Below are 15,665 nucleotides of genomic sequence, written 5' to 3'. Positions count from 1 at the left end.
TCATGGAGTTGAGAATTTACTCGCTCAATCGGTTACAAAAATTGTTCAAGTGGATAGTTTAATCTCGACGGTTATCCCAGACCGTTCTTATTCATCTTCGATTTCTTCGCTAAGGATGGAATCGGTGCAATCTTCTAAACCATTGGCTCTCACATAGCCGGAAAACGGCGAATAGATCGGAACCCAACCGTTATCTCCGAGATTTTCGATCGCCACTTGTTCGCGGTGGGTCAACTGCGCGACGGTCGCGCTATCGCTGCGGGGTCGAGCACGAACGGTCAATCCTTGAGGATCCCCGATTTCCCGACATTCTTGGAGGGGTGGACTGACGGCGCGATCGCAGTAACCGATATTGAGCGCGCGCACGTAGCCTTCATAAGGTGAGGAAATCGCCACCCAACCACTATCGCCGAGGTTGTCAATTGATAGGGTTTCTCCGAAAGGAATTTCGCCGATTAACGGACTGTCTCCCCAAGGTTTTTGGCGGACGTTCAAGCCGTCAGGGACGATCGCCCGTCGGCAGGCATTCGTCGCATCGGCGATCGTGTTATTGCTACTGAGAGGGGAGTGCATTTGAGGCGATCGCTGCCCAGTCGCCGCCAGGGAAATCGGTGTAAATCCGGTAAATAATGCACAAAAACCAGTAACGACCGTCAAGCGAGAGATTTTTTTAAAATTTAGTTTCATTTTTATTCACTCTGGATTGTTTCAAAAAATAGCACGGTTGTATCACCTAAGTTTTCGTGCTATCTCCAGACTAAACAAGAATGAAAGGCGTTTGAAACTATCTCAAGAATGAGGTTAACTTTCAGCGCTCTATCTTTAGACAGATTTATGCGGTTCTATTTTCTGCTCGATTAGACGAGATTGCATAAAAATAGGGGGGCAAAATGCCTACCCCCCCACGGATTTTCAAGAGTGGCGATCGATCCGAGGGACCTCAACCACCGAAGGCAAAGGTTCCCATAATCACTGCCGACAACAGCAAACCGGGTGAGAGTAAGAGGACGAGCATCAATAAATCGTGTCCGCTCATGGAAAATCTCCTAATGATTCGAGCAACAATATCGGTCTTTTTGATTATAAACGCCTGAATTGCTGGAGGCGATCGCGCTGGACGCCGGAAACGTCACCAATTCTGGTTATATGCTGCAATTGTGTAATTCTCTTGGATTTTGTGAGTTAAGTATATGAGCTATTGAATCCCGGACAAGGACTCAATGTATCTAAGAGGCGATCGCTCAGTCAAGAAAAAACTGTTCGATCGATTAAAAAAAGATCTCAAAGACTGTTTATAGTGCTTGTCGCAAAGATGTGATAATTTTTTTGACTGGATCTATTTTGATCTATCTACCTCACTAATTTGAATCTTATTGTACAAAAAATCCAAAAAATCTTGTAGGGGTTTGGTTACCAAAGCCTAGAGAAGTAGGGGTTTGGTAACCAAACCCCTACAGGGCACAATAGAAACCCCGGAGCATCAAACAGGGTTCTTAATATTTATGTTATGAACAGTCTCTCAGATGTCGGAAAAATTATTAGTTTCAGTTCAACAAATATACTTGTTCGAGATTCAACGATCGATTAGTTAGATTTTAAGCTTAACCGTCCGATTAAAATGACGAGATCGGGGCGGTTGAGATTCCTCATTTCGGCAATGTTTGTTAAGCTTTTGAAGATTTCAACCGTTACGGTCAGATAGGTCTGTAACTGAGATCGGTTGATGTCACCTTCAAACCATTGGGGCAAAATCGCCATGTCATTAGAACTGTTATTTACCCTAGCCAATGTTTTCGTATTGCCATTTTGGATTTTGATGCTGTTAGTTCCCAACTGGGATGTCACCCGCAAGGTGATGGCGTCTTACTGGTTCTTTTTGCCGTTGGGGGGGCTTTACTTGTACCTACTCACCGGAGAATTGAACGCCGAATCGGCGGCGGCTTTGGCGAATCCAACCTTAGCCGATATTGCCCGCTTTTTCGGGGAAGAAGGGGCCGCCGCTACGGGATGGGTGCATTTCGTGGTGATGGATTTGTTTGTCGGTCGCTGGGTCTATTGGGAAGGACAGCGAACCGGACGGTTTGTGAGGCATTCGGTGGCCTTATGTTTATTTGCCGGACCGCTCGGGGTGTTGTCTCACATCATTACAACTTGGGCGACGGAACAGTTGTTCTCGCCGTCGGAGGGGGACAGTCCGGCCACGGAAGCTTAGGCTAGAACTTGCGGGCAGTGTGGGCGATCGCGTCGAACTCGAAACGGCGATCGAAGTCGGTTTTACCGTATAAATTAAAGGTAATCGTCGGTTCGTCGCCGAGGGGTTCGACGCAGTGAATGGCATCGGGGAGGAAACTGATAATTTCGCCGGGAACGAAGGTGCGATCGCCTGCCCGTTCGAGGCGATCGGGATGTTGTGAGGTCGGCGATCGCCGCCACAATGTATTTTTTTCTTCCCCGCCGACAATTGCCACCACCCCCCACGTCCCGTGATTGTGAATCGGCGACACGCAACCCGGCGACCACGCCACCATCTGCACCGTCAGGGGAAAATCCGGCTCGTCGTAAAGCATGACCACGGACCACCCGGTTTTCGGATCCGGATCTCGATATTCCCCTTGTAACCAGTCGGAACTGACCAATAAACGCCGAACCAGGGGACGAATCGCGCTCAAGCGCGCGCGATCGTCTTGATGCTCGTTAAGGATATCTTCAACTTCCGTTAAAAACCGATAGAGGCGATAGGGTTGCGCCGGAAAGTCATCGTCTTCCGGCGCCTCGCAAGGCAAACAATCCCCCGCCTCCGTCACCAACCAATCTGTGGTTTCCATTCTCTTGTTAGTAATTTGGACGGTTTAAAATACCGTAGATCGGTAGAGTAATATTTTTACATCCGATCGCCCTTCGGTGTCGAGAAATTGACAACCCGATCGGGTGAAGGTGACGACGGGCGCGGACGCTGGTGCGTCGGCGGATTCACCGTTTCCGGGGTTTTTTAGAGGAGTACAGAACTTTCTATCCTTCACTATTTTATTCTGCCAGATGAGCGATCTTCTCCTGTCAATATTAGGGAAAAATACTCCCCTAAAAAATGAATAACTCCTGAGTTTGCGATTAATTTTTCGTGAAGGATTGGCAGGGGCGATCGCCTACGAGGCAATTTCTCAGCAAAAACTCATTTTTTTGTGCTGAAATAACAGTTATCATGAATCAAATTCGACCCCAATCCGTTTGGGGATTGAGTTTTATAGAGTTCGTTTTAACTAAATGTAGAGGATAAAAACCATGCGAGTGAACTTGTTTTCCACCCTGGCCGCCGCATCATTTTTAAGTTTGGGTTTGGTGATGGGTTGCCAAAATCCTTGTGCCGGGAAAACGACTAGCCCTGACACGGGGGCGGAAGTGGAAGCCAACCCTTGCGCTGGCAAAACCGAGGCGAATCCTTGCGCCGGGAAAACCGAGGCGAATCCTTGCGCCGGGAAAAGCGAATAAAGCCGATTAATAATGCCCCAAGCCGATCGCCGATCGATCGCGCCGTTTTTATGCGATCTTGTTGATTTCAGGGTGCATCGACCGCCATTCTCAGCCGTTTTTCCCAATTTTGACGAGGTTCTGGGGATGAGATGCCCGATTTGAGGGCATTTCATAGAAAGGTTGAGGAACTGCTATATTTTGCAATGGGTGAAAGATTGGAAACGATCGCCCGATCGCCGACTCCAATCGATCGCCATGCCGAGAAGACGAGCGATCGCGATCGTGACTATTCAATTTGGACGAGAAATTTGTAGCCATCCAGCATTAGCGAACGATCGCGAATGGCTGGTGACCAACGGAACGGGAAGCTTTGCCTCGGGAACGGTTTCCGGGATGCAAACCCGACGCTATCACGGGTTGCTGCTAGCGGCCCTGCAACCGCCGTTAGGACATACCTTACTGGTGTCGAAACTGGACACGACGGCGCAATACGATCGCCGATTTTATCCATTATTTGTCAATCGCTGGCTCGATGGAACCGTCGAACCGGACGTTTATCCGTGGATCGAACGGTTTTATTTAGACGGCAGCATTCCGGTCTGGCATTATGCCTTTGCCGATGCTTTATTAGAAAAGCGCATTTGGATGCATCGCGGCGAAAATACCACCTACATTCGCTATCAATTGCGCCGCGCCAGTTTACCCGTGACCTTGAGTTGTAAGGGATTGGGGACTTACCGCGATCGCCACGATTCCACCCGAGGCGGCGATCGTCAGATGCGCGTCGATCTCATCGATAACGGCGTTGGCGTCACCGCCTTTACCACCGCGATTCCCTACTATCTCCTCGCCCCGGGATGCGAGGTGACTCCGGCCCACGATTGGCATTACGGACTCGATCTCGCCGTCGAGGGCGATCGCGGCCTCGATCGCGCCGAAGATGCCTTGCATGTAGTCACCTTCAAGCGCGAACTGCATCCCGGCGACTCCCTCACCCTCGTCGTCACGACCCACAGCCAACCGATTCTCGACGGAACCCAGGCCCTGGAAGTGCATCGAAAAGGCGATCGCCAGTTGTTGAAATTGGCAAAAAAAGCGAAAGGACTCAAGAAAAAGGGCAAAAAACTGTATGCCTTACACCGTAAAGCCCCGCAATGGGTCGATTGCCTCGTCCTCGCCGCCGATCGGTTCGTCGTCAACCGTCCCTCGCCGGAAAATCCCGACGGCAAAACGATCGTGGCCGGATATCATTGGTTTGGCGACTGGGGCCGGGATCTGGCGATCGCCCTGAGTGGATTGACCCTCTGTACCGGACGACCCAAGCTGACGCGCACGATTTTGCAAACCTTCGCCCGTTACTGCGATCGCGGCATGATTCCCAACCGCTTTCCCGACGCAGGCGAAACCCCCGATTACAACACCGTCGATGCGACCCTCTGGTACGTCGAAGCCGTTCGCGCCTATTACGAAGCTACAAAAGATAAAAAATTCCTCAAACAGTTGTGGCCCTTGCTGGTCGAAATCGTCGAGTGGCACGCAAAAGGCACTCGTTATAACATCCACGTCGATCCGGCGGATGGTCTGTTATATGCGGGGGAACCGGGGGTGCAGTTGACCTGGATGGATGCCAAAGTCGGCGACTGGGTCGTGACCCCGCGAATCGGCAAACCGATCGAAGTGAATGCCTTGTGGTACAACGCTTTGCAGTCGATGGTTAGGTTCGGCAAAAAATTAGGGAAACGAACCGATCTCTATCGGCAGATGGCGCAAGCGGCGATCGTCGGTTTCGAGCGATTTTGGAACGAATCTGCCGGATATTGCGACGATGTCATCGATACCCCCGAAGGTCGCGATTGTTCTTTGCGTCCCAACCAAATTTTCGCCGTTTCTCTACCTTACAGCCCCTTGAGTGCGCCCCAACAGCGCGCCGTGGTGGAGGTGTGCGGGCGATCGCTCCTGTCGTCCTACGGCTTACGCAGTCTCAGCCCCCACCATCGCGATTACGTCGGTCATTACGGCGGCGACGTCCTCCAGCGCGATGGAGCTTACCATCAGGGGACGGTGTGGGGATGGTTGTTGGGGCATTATATTTTAGCCGATTTCAAAGTATACGGCGATCGCGATCGCGCCTTAAGCTTCCTCGACCCGATCGCCGACAGCCTCATCGAAGCCGGAGTCGGCAGTCTCAGCGAGATTTTCGACGGCGACCCTCCCTTCCGACCGCAAGGGGCGATCGCCCAAGCCTGGACGGTCGCAGAAGTGCTGCGAGTAGCGGCATTCTTGAAAGTCGGCAAGTAAGACAAAGCATAGAAAAATCAGTAACGAGAGTGAGAAAATAAACAATAGAAAAAAGGGTTACCTTTTACATCTAATATCTAAAATCCAAGATCTAAAATCCCTCATCCGTGGGAAGGATTTTTGAACGGCTACTTATCTTTAAAACAAGCCAAGGGGGGATAATGACTCAACCGTCTAACAAACAACAGGTTAATCAAGAAAAAAGCGCAACTTCAAAACTTAAAAAAAATGGCAAAATTATTCTAATATTTGCCCTAATTGCCGCTCTTGTCGTTACAGGCAAATATTTAGGAATTCAAACCTATTTGCGCGATGCCCTCCAGTGGATTCAAGACTTAGGAATCCTCGGAATTGCGATTTTTATGGCGATCTATATTCTCGCCACCGTTCTCTTTATTCCCGGTTCTCTCCTCACCCTTGGCGCGGGAGTTATTTTTGGAGTCGGCTTTGGTTCCCTGTACGTATTCGTCGCGGCCACCGTAGGGGCAACATTGGCCTTTTTAATCGGTCGCTACCTAGCACGCAGTTGGGTTGAAAGCCAAATTGAAGGCAATCAAAAATTCAAAGCCGTTGACGATGCCGTAGCGAGGGAAGGATTAAAAATTGTGGTTTTAACTCGACTGTCGCCCTTTTTTCCTTTTAATCTTTTAAACTATGCCTTTGGCGTGACACGGGTTTCCTTGCGCGATTATGTTATCGGTTGTTTGGGAATGCTGCCCGGTACGATTATGTACGTTTATATCGGTTCCTTAGCCCGATTGGCGACGATCGGAACCGACGCTCAAAATAGTACCGGGGCAGAAACGGCGTTTAAAATTGTCGGGGCGATCGTCACCATTTTTGGGACGATTTACGTGACGAGAGTTGCCAGTAAAGCGCTCAATAGCGAAATTTCTGGCGACTAAATCCGGAGTATTTAAATCAGTTTTTTATTCAAAAGTAGCAATTATGGCAGACGATCGCCTCCAACTGATTCCCTGGGATACGCACAATCAAACCTTATTAGCTCACGTTCACCCGTCGGATTGGGTCAATCCGGAACCGGAACCGATATACAATCTCGTAGTCATCGGCGCCGGGACTGCCGGATTAGTGACGGCGGCGGGGGCGGCGGGACTCGGCGCCAAAGTGGCGTTAATCGAAAAACACTTAATGGGTGGCGACTGTCTCAACGTCGGTTGCGTCCCGTCGAAAGCGATTATCGCCTCGTCGCGGCTGGTTGGGGATTTCCGTCACGCCAGCGACTTCGGGATCGGGGTTCCCAGGGATCCGGAGATCGATTTTGCGGCGGTGATGGGGCGAATGCGCGAAATTCGGGCGGGAATCAGCCATCACGATTCGGCCCGACGCTTCCAAAATCTAGGGGTGGATGTCTTTTTAGGGGCCGGGTCTTTTGTCGGCGGGAATATGATCGCCGTCGCCGGGAAGCAGTTACGGTTTAAAAAAGCAGTCATCGCCACGGGGGCCCGGGCGGCGATTCCGGAGATTCCGGGGTTGGTCGAGGCAGGATATTTGACCAACGAAACCGTGTTTTCGTTAACCGAACGTCCGCGTCGGTTCGCCGTCATCGGCGGCGGTCCGATTGGGTGTGAGTTGGCGCAAGCGTTCGATCGCCTCGGATCGGAAGTGATTTTGTTTCATAAAAACGCTCATTTGCTCGATCGCGAAGATGCGGATGCGGCGGCGATCGTCCAACAGCAATTTATGGATGAAGGGATTCAACTGGTTTTAAATGCGAAATTGCAAAGAGTGGAAACTACGGAAGCGGGAAAAACTTTATCTTATGAAAGTAACGGTCAAACTCAGGCGATCGCCGTCGATGAAATTTTAGTGGCGACGGGCAGACAGCCGAATGTAGAAAGCTTAAATTTAGAAGCGGTCGGCGTCAACTACGATCGCCGCCAAGGCGTCGAAGTCAATGACTATTTACAAACCTCGAATCCGAATATTTATGCGGCGGGAGATGTCTGCATGAAGTGGAAATTTACTCATGCGGCAGATGCGGCGGCGAGAATCGTGATTAAAAATAGTTTATTTTCGGTTTTTGGCCTCGGTAAATCCCGCTTGAGCGATCTAACCATGCCTTGGTCTACCTATACCGATCCCGAGATCGCCCACGTGGGATTGTACGAACAAGAAGCAAGAGCAAAAGGGATCGATCTCGATACGTTTATGGTGCCGATGAGTTCGGTAGACCGGGCGATCGCCGATGGAGAAACCCAAGGGTTTGTGAAAATTCACGTCAACAAAGGAACGGATAAAATGGTCGGCGCGACGGTGGTCGCCCGTCATGCGGGAGATTTGATTAGTGAAATTACTGTGGCAATGGTTAACGGGATTGGTTTGGGGGCGATCGCCAATGTCATTCACCCCTATCCGACCCAAGCAGAAGCGATTAAAAAAGCAGCAGATGCTTATAACCGTACCCGCTTAACGCCCTTCGTCAAAACGTTATTCGAGCGTTGGTTGGCGTGGCAACGGGGGTAAAGATCGGCTAATCTCAAATGGAGTCGCTGCGCGATCGGTGGGGTCGATCGCCGAAATCATTAAAAGTGGTCTCGCTTTTTGGTTGACCTCATATAATAACGAAGAAGCCTCCAGCACTCGAACCGGATAACCACCGCGATCGCGGTGGCGATCTCCACTAAGTTCAAATCGATCGCCCCTACCATTGGCGAAGTTGAGATTGAGGCGAGAAAACCTGCTGCAATCGCTTAAAAATGCCTAAATTCAAGATTTTAATCGGTCTTCTGGTGACTCTAACCAGTTGTATGGCGATCGAAAAACCTGCTGTTTCCTCCTGGTATCCGGTTCGCGATGGGATTGAATATGGAATTAGCGGGATAGCGCGGGTGAATGCGCCGGGTGGAGATTCGGGGTGTAGTGCTGGCGATGCGTGTTTCCTGATCGTTCACGATAATAAATTCCCCGATCTGCCCTTTATTGGATTAGTTTCGATCTCGGCGGATCGGTCGGTAGACTATCGGACGATCGCCTGGCCCTCGCCGACTCAATATCCGGTCGATCTCGAAGCCCTCACCGCTCTTCCCGGAACTCCCGGAACGTTCATCGCTTGTAGCAGTCAAGGAGAGGTCTTCCGTTTCGAGTGGGACGGGACCACGGGTGAGCTGTCCCTCGCCGAGGTCTTCGAGTTACCGAATGTGAGCCGAAGTCTGAATATCGAAGGGTTTGCGATCGCCGAAGTCGAGGGGCAGTTACTGGCGGTCTGGGGCGATCGCGGTAGTGGTAGCGAACCCGGTGGGATTTATTGGGGAACGTTCGATCCGGTGACGAACGCGATCGCGCCGACGGGTACGGTATCGTTTCGCGTCCCATTTCCGGAGAACGGGCGATCGATTTCCGACCTCAAAATCGACGGCGCCGGAGTTTTATGGGTCAGTGCGGCGGTAGATTACGGCGATGACGGTCCGTTTGCGTCGGCGGTTTACGTAGCGGGAGTCTTCGAGGGTAACAATGAGGGAGGTTTCGATTTTCGTTCCAATAGCAGCTTAGTACCCTTGTGGCGGTTCGGCGATCGCAAAATCGAGGCGATCGAGTTGGTTCCCGGGGAAGCGGGAGGCGTCATTTTTGGTACCGACGATGAAAACCAAGGATCGGCAGTGTTTTGGTCTTGGTGAAGCCGATCTTCTCAGAGACGCTGAGAATTTCTCCCTAGAGTTCCCTCCCGTCTGAAATCTGAAATTACAACACCATCGCGATCGCCCGATTGCGTCCCTTATTTTTCGACGCATAAAGCGCTTTATCGGCGAGTGCAATTAATTCACTCCAGGAGGAATCCGGTTCGGGGGTCGTGGTGGCGACGCCGACACTCATGGTGACGTAGGGGCTGACGTAGGAGTTGTGGTTGGGAATCGACAACTCGAAAATGCTGCGGCGAATGCGTTCGGCGACGTTGCGGGCGCCTTCGGGGTCGGTGTCGGGAAGAATCACGGCAAATTCCTCGCCGCCATAACGGGCGACTAAATCGCAGGGGCGTTTGACGCATTCGGTTAAGGTGGCGGCGACGCTTTGCAAGCATTCATCTCCAGCTTGGTGACCGTAGGTATCGTTGTATAGCTTAAAGCAATCTATATCACATAAAATAAGAGAAAGCGGATGACGATCTCGCGCCATGTGCCGCCATTGGCGATCGAGATATTCGTCAAAACGGCGGCGGTTGGCGACTTGGGTCAAACCGTCGAGGGTGGCGAGGCGGCGTAACTGTTGGTTGGCGGCTTGTAACTGCTCGAACAGGGTGGATTGTTGGATGGCGATCGCCACTTGCGTTCCCAAAGCCGTGAGAAAATCCACCTCCCAATCTTGCCACTGACGGGGAGAGCGACAGTGGTGGGCGATCAGGAGTCCCCACAAGCGATTATGATTCGATTCTCCTGGGGAGAGGATTCGCGAACGCAGGTCCGGCATCTGCACGGTGGTTTCCGTCTGCAAAATCGGAACGACCAGATTGCCTTTGACCTGAAACTGCTTGAGTAAATTGCGGTGACACTGACTCAGAGGAGCTTCAAAAATATCCGGAATTGCCCTGACACGACCCTTGGCGTAGAGTTGGGCGTATTCCTCGCCAAAACAGGGATCGTGGATGTTGAGACCCAAGATCGGCAGCCAGTCGGCGCTGACCGATTCGACCACCACTTGACCGCTCCAATCGGGATTGAATTGATAGACGATCACGCGATCGGTGACCAAAAATTGGCGCACCTCGGCGACGGTGGTATTGAGAATTTCATCGAGATTGAGAGACTGGCGGATGCGATCGCGCATGGCCCCCATCAACCGTTCGCGATCCAGTTGCAGTTGCAATGCCGCTTGGGCTTGTTTGCGATCGGTAATATCGCGCAAGATCACCGTCAGCAGTTTTTCCGAACCGACTTGCAATTTAGAAATCGACGCTTCCGCCGCAAATTCGCTGCCGTCCTTGCGACGACCGAGGACTTCGGCGCGACTGCCCATTTGACGGGCCACATCTGGGGAATGGCGAAATTGATTGACGTGCTGGCGGTGGATGGCGCGCACGGCTTCGGGGAGGAGTAAATCTAAAGGTTGACCGATCGCCTCGCTGGCACGATAACCGAAGATTTTTTCCGCCCCTTGATTGAACAACTGAATACATTGATGTTCGTCCACGGAAACGATCGCGTCGTCGGCAATATTTAAAATGCCCGCCAGCCTCGCTTGGGAAATCCGCAGGGCTTCTTCCGTTTGTTTGCGGTCTTGAATTTCCCGTCTTAATTGAGTATTGGCCTGTTGCAGTTCGCTGGTGCGCTCTTCGACCAAGCGCTGCAAAGCCGAAAGGGCGTCGGTCATTTCCATTGGCGCCCATCCTTGCAGTAAACTCGTTTGGGTGATGATGCCGCACAAACAGCCCCGTTCGTCGGTGACCACCAGACGGCGAATGCGGTGGCGGTTCATCAACTGATGGGCGGACCAGAGCGAATCCGTCGGCTGAACTTGGAGCAGGGGGCTACTCATCACCTGGGCTGCGTGGAGCGATCGCGCGTCCAACCCCAACGCATGAAATTGAAGGATATCGCGTTCCGTGACAATGCCCAAAGGAATCACCGGAGCCTCGGCGTCCCCCAATTTCGGGGAATCCGTGCGATCGTCGGACTCTAGGGGACGGGAGATCGCGATGCAACTGACCCGAGCTTCGTGCATTAACCGCGCTAAATCGTTCACCGTAGCCGTTTCCGGCGCCGTAATCACGCGATCGCCCATCACTTCCTTGACCCGTCGCAAACGCATCCAGTCCGCAGGCTGAATCGTATCCCGGATACTCTGGTGGGTGACAATTCCGACCAAATCCCCCTCGCGGTTGACAATCGGCAAATGGCGGATCTGGTATTGTCTGAGCAAATTGAGTACGGATCGCAAGTCGTCGAGACTCGTTTCTTCTAAGGCGATCGGCTTTTGACTCATCACCTCGGCGATCTCGACCGGACCGAACCGTTCCAGAAATGGCACTCGATCCTTCGCCGCACATCGGGCCGTCAACTTGACTAAATCTCGTTCGGTGAAAATCCCCACGGGAGTTCGATCTTCCACCACGACCACACAACTCGCTTTGGCCTGACTCATCAGCAAAATAGTCTCGCCGACCGAAGTCTGAGGAGCGACGGTAACGGGATGGCGCTCAATAGCTAAATGAATCGAAAACGCAGAGCTTTCAAGCATGGAAGACAAGGGCTTAACAACGGGCTTGGGGCCAATTCCCCGAGCTGACCAAAATCATGACGACCGAGAGGGTTTGAGAGACTCAACCTTGCGTGACGTACTCCCGACGCCGACCGCTAAGCAGTACGGCGCGGGCTTCTCCTCCTGTTACGGGATTCGCGTTTTATCGTGAGGCGAACGCCCAACCCCACTTTTTTGATGAGTAACCCAGAATTGAGATCTCGCGCCATGGACGCCTTGCAATCAGGGCATTCATGCCAGCGATCGGACAATTCCTTCGGCACTCGGTTCAGACACATTGCACAATGTTGGGATGTGCCAGCCGGATGAACCTTCACAACCCGCTTACCAGCTCTTTCAGCCACGTAAGGCAGTACATCGTTCAGGAACCCAGCTATCCCAGCATCAGCAAAACTTTTATTCAAGCCCGACTTGGCTGCTTGCCCGTTAGGGAGAAATGTTCCCTTCTCCCCCGGCTTCGGCTGATGTCGTCGGGACATATTAGAGACTTTCAGAGCCTCGACAAAGATGACTTCCGCTTTATCGATTAACTCTCGAGCGGTTTCAAAATGCCACTGCTTCCGTTGCCGTGCAATGCGTTGGTGCAACTTGGCAATACGCTCATTCAGCTTACGGCGCGGCTTTGAACCTTTAGCCCTGGCGTCTCGCTTTCCCTGGAGCTTAGCTAATTTGTCTTCAGATTGGCGGTAAAACTTTGGCGGTTGCTTGGTTGAAGCATCAGAGCAGGCGATGAAGTATTCCAGTCCGGCATCCACGCCAATGCTATTGGTCTCGGTGGGCTGGATCTCGATCGCTGGCAAGTCAGGAACGCTCTTGTCTTCAAGGGTTAATGTGACATACCAGCCGTCCGCCTTCTTGGTTACCAAAGCCCGCTTAATCGTGAATCCTTCTGGTACAAGGCGATGTTGAATCAACTTGACTTCACCCAGCTTGGGCAGGGTGACTTGATTGCCCTGGATGCAGTCTGGTTTGACTCGCGGATAGGCAAAGGTGCGATAGCGGTTCTTCCCCTTAAATCTAGGCTTACCGCTACGTTTACCGTTCTTGTCGCCTTTGATGAACCGAGCAAATGCGAGGTCTACCCGCTTCACCGTTTCCTGCAAGACATCAGCATGAAGATCGGCGTACCATTCCCGCTCCTGCTTAAGTGAGACCAGGGAGCGTTTTTGCCCGTAGTATTCGGGCTGTTCTCTGGGCTGAGCGATACTGCACACCAAAGGACAGGCATTAACAGGACATCGATTCATCTCCCACCAGTCAAAGCGATCTGCCAGCAGATAGTTGTACTGGTAGCGCAACCTATCGAGCCACTTATCCATGCGGCATCGTTGCTCGTAGGTCGGCAATAGCTTGTACTGGTAGGCTAGTTTCATGCCATCATTTTAGTAGATATAAATACGATTGCTACTTAAAAGCCAAATAAGCCTTAGAATCTCGGATGTTGAAAAGGAACATTTAGACAGATATTGTAAACTTACGGAACGCAATCAAACCGACGTTTTGCGGCAATACATTAGAAGTCTGGGCGTCTCTGGGGCATTGAACCCCATCGAAGTTGACCGCTATTCCTTCGGGTACAGTGCCGGGAGGAATAGCGGTTAAGCTGAACGTCAAGTGAACGAATTGTTCAATCAATAAGAGACATTTTATCGGTTAGATGTTGCCTATATTTTCAAAAACTCGGGCCATGGAGAGGGTGTGGACGTCTCACGACGGCAGGCGGAAGGGTGCGGCGGGTTGGCTGCCTTCGGTCCGTCCCTCAAAATTCCACCGCCGAGGACGATGCTCCTCCCCAGAGACTTCGCGATCGCCGGATGCGTGCTGGCTATTCCCTGAATCTACAATCGGTCCGGCGACTCTCCAGGGGAGACGCCGAGCAATCGCCTCCCAACCCTCGAAGCATTCCCACAACAGCGACCCTGACAACAGTGAAAGACTTACAGATTGCGCTTCGGCTGTATCTAGACTCGTTTTCTTGCCGTTCAATCCTTGCCCTAGAACCCGACAACCTCCACGCCGCTCCCCTATGCCTTTTCTATTTTCCTGCAAAATGAGCCATTCCCGTGCATTCTATCTGAAAAAATGGTTTTGACCCCAGGAACGGGGGGCGATCGTTCCCTCGTGCTATAGATGCGATCGGGGAATTAACTGTCTTGCGGTTTTCATCGATCGAGGCTCGTGAGTGTGTTTTAAGTGGGGGGCGTTCGTAAAGCGGCTCCCTTGGAGTATCGCCGCCGCCAGGCTCTCCTTACCACGGACTGCCGATCGCCGTAAACGCAGCCCAATAATAAGGATGGGACAAATTATCCGGAGCGAAGGTCTGCAAGGCAGGGGGTAAATCGACCTCTTCTCCGGAGCCGCGCAACTGGCTCCCTTCCACGCGCACCCGACCGCGAATCATCGCGATTTGCGCTTGTCGCAACGCTTCGGCTTTGATCTTCGGCTGACCGTTGGCGTCGGTTGCGCGCAAGGCTCGATAAAATTCGCTCATCAGGGCCAAGGTTCCCGAATCGCTGACGTACCACAAACTCGCCAGAGCCGTTTTCACCCCACTTTGCACCGCCAATCCGGCAAAACCCAACTCGACATCTTCATCCCCGAAGGCGGTCTTGCACGCACTCAACACCAACAAACTCATATTCGCCGTATCGAAACCGAGTTGACGCATTCGATCCAGGGTGAGTTTTTCGTTCCACAATTGAATGAAGGAATTGCTCGGATCGCCGGGTTTAAATTCGGCGTGAGTGGCGAGGTGAACGATGCGATAGTCGTTCTCTTGCACTTGCGATCGCAGATTTTCTAAGGTAAAACGGTTGTTGAGAAAAACCCGACCGGACCATAAATCCCCGGCGATCGCCGCCAGTTCCACGGGAACCGCAGGCAACGGCGAAAGCTCTTCAAACTCCGACGCCCCCATCGCCAAGACTTTCGACTCACGCAAATCGCCGTAAAGGGTATCGGTCCACTTAAACGCCGGAATGCGCGTAAATCCGTATTCTTCAATTAAAAACCGTTCGCCGTCGTGCAGGGCCGCAAAGGGCAACGTCCGCAAGCCATTGCCGACACAAAACAACAAAGTGCTAATCTCGTTCGCCTCTAATTCGGCTTTTAACGGGCGCACGATCCAATCGTAAAGCGATCGCGCCGGTTCGAGATAACTCTCGCGGTTGCGTTTGCGAGGGTTCGTAATTTCCTGACGCAGTTGTAAAACCGCGTCGAGAACGGTTTCCCGGTCTGCTTCGGGAATACTTTTGCGAATCGGGTCGCGACCGGGTAACACTAATATCAATTCTAATTGTTTGGGGGCGGCGATCGCGTAAATCAGCGCCGACCGCTTCCCGGTTTGCCGTCCGAGACGGTCGAGAATCTCGGCAATTTGGGCGGCGTCGATCTCAATATCGCCGAAATTCGCCCCGAAATAACTCTCGTAAGCATTTTCCCAGCGCGTTTCGATCGCCGCGACCGCTTCGGAAGTGGAGACGCGATCGAGCAGTTCCGGTAAAGCAAGCTGGGTTTGGGCTGGGGGAGATTGCGTCTGGGCGATCGCCCGTCCTACCAGACTCCCACTCATTCCTAGGGCGATCGCCAACCCACATCCGGCCAACAATAACAAGACCAACTTACGATAATTCACCCTCGATCCTCGATTCGTTTACCATCAAGACGACCGACTCCACTGTCCCCTC

12 protein-coding genes are annotated in these 15,665 nt (G+C 52.2%); 7 read left to right on the top strand and 5 right to left on the bottom strand.

From position 1 onward, the window contains the following. Positions 1 to 87: 87 nt before the first annotated feature. Complete coding sequence (locus JJD41_RS02735) at positions 88 to 687, bottom strand: SH3 domain-containing protein (protein ID WP_200664606.1); 600 nt, start codon at positions 685 to 687, stop codon at positions 88 to 90. Positions 688 to 1,756: 1,069 nt separating this feature from the next. Between JJD41_RS02735 and JJD41_RS02730 the strand changes: the two genes are divergently transcribed. After that, positions 1,757 to 2,212, top strand: a complete 456-nt coding sequence (locus tag JJD41_RS02730) for an ABA4-like family protein (protein WP_200667029.1) — start codon at positions 1,757 to 1,759, stop codon at positions 2,210 to 2,212. Position 2,213: 1 nt separating this feature from the next. Here the strand turns inward: JJD41_RS02730 and JJD41_RS02725 are convergent, their stop codons facing one another. Then, positions 2,214 to 2,825, bottom strand: a complete 612-nt coding sequence (locus JJD41_RS02725) for a cysteine dioxygenase family protein (protein WP_200664605.1) — start codon at positions 2,823 to 2,825, stop codon at positions 2,214 to 2,216. Positions 2,826 to 3,279: 454 nt separating this feature from the next. Between JJD41_RS02725 and JJD41_RS02720 the strand changes: the two genes are divergently transcribed. From JJD41_RS02720 to JJD41_RS02700, 5 genes are all read left to right on the top strand, one after another. Further along, positions 3,280 to 3,486: a hypothetical protein gene (locus JJD41_RS02720; RefSeq protein ID WP_200664604.1), complete on the top strand. Its 207-nt coding sequence runs from the start codon at positions 3,280 to 3,282 to the stop codon at positions 3,484 to 3,486. Positions 3,487 to 3,750: 264 nt separating this feature from the next. Next, positions 3,751 to 5,766, top strand: a complete 2,016-nt coding sequence (locus JJD41_RS02715; RefSeq protein WP_200667027.1) for an amylo-alpha-1,6-glucosidase — start codon at positions 3,751 to 3,753, stop codon at positions 5,764 to 5,766. Between the two features lie 161 nt (positions 5,767 to 5,927). After that, complete coding sequence (locus JJD41_RS02710; protein ID WP_200664603.1) at positions 5,928 to 6,671, top strand: TVP38/TMEM64 family protein; 744 nt, start codon at positions 5,928 to 5,930, stop codon at positions 6,669 to 6,671. A gap of 43 nt (positions 6,672 to 6,714) precedes the next feature. Further along, entirely contained in the window at positions 6,715 to 8,253 is a 1,539-nt protein-coding gene (locus JJD41_RS02705) for a mercuric reductase (RefSeq protein ID WP_200664602.1), read from the top strand. Positions 8,254 to 8,486: 233 nt separating this feature from the next. Then, the gene (locus JJD41_RS02700) at positions 8,487 to 9,404 is read left to right on the top strand and encodes a hypothetical protein (RefSeq protein WP_200664601.1); all 918 of its coding nucleotides are present in this window, start codon (positions 8,487 to 8,489) and stop codon (positions 9,402 to 9,404) included. 64 nt (positions 9,405 to 9,468) lie between these two features. On the opposite strand, the gene JJD41_RS02695 is transcribed toward JJD41_RS02700, so the two are convergent. Both JJD41_RS02695 and JJD41_RS02690 read right to left on the bottom strand, forming a co-directional pair. Then, positions 9,469 to 11,958 carry a diguanylate cyclase domain-containing protein gene (locus JJD41_RS02695; protein WP_200664600.1) on the bottom strand — a complete coding sequence of 830 codons (2,490 nt, stop codon included), beginning with the start codon at positions 11,956 to 11,958 and terminating at the stop codon, positions 9,469 to 9,471. A 116-nt stretch (positions 11,959 to 12,074) separates the two neighbouring features. Further along, complete coding sequence (locus JJD41_RS02690; RefSeq protein ID WP_200664599.1) at positions 12,075 to 13,352, bottom strand: RNA-guided endonuclease InsQ/TnpB family protein; 1,278 nt, start codon at positions 13,350 to 13,352, stop codon at positions 12,075 to 12,077. Between the two features lie 325 nt (positions 13,353 to 13,677). On the opposite strand from JJD41_RS02690, the gene JJD41_RS02685 reads away from it, so the two are divergent. Continuing rightward, positions 13,678 to 13,815, top strand: a complete 138-nt coding sequence (locus JJD41_RS02685; protein WP_200664598.1) for a hypothetical protein — start codon at positions 13,678 to 13,680, stop codon at positions 13,813 to 13,815. A 412-nt stretch (positions 13,816 to 14,227) separates the two neighbouring features. Here the strand turns inward: JJD41_RS02685 and JJD41_RS02680 are convergent, their stop codons facing one another. After that, on the bottom strand, positions 14,228 to 15,613 hold the full coding sequence (locus tag JJD41_RS02680) for a CHAT domain-containing protein (protein ID WP_370583704.1): 1,386 nt from the start codon (positions 15,611 to 15,613) through the stop codon (positions 14,228 to 14,230). Between the last annotated feature and the right edge of the window lie 52 nt (positions 15,614 to 15,665).

Source organism: Oxynema mangrovii CENA135 (genome assembly GCF_016632315.1).
In the GTDB taxonomy this organism is placed as follows: Bacteria; Cyanobacteriota; Cyanobacteriia; order Cyanobacteriales; family Laspinemataceae; genus Oxynema; species Oxynema aestuarii.
This window is presented reverse-complemented; position numbering and strand designations above follow the sequence as displayed.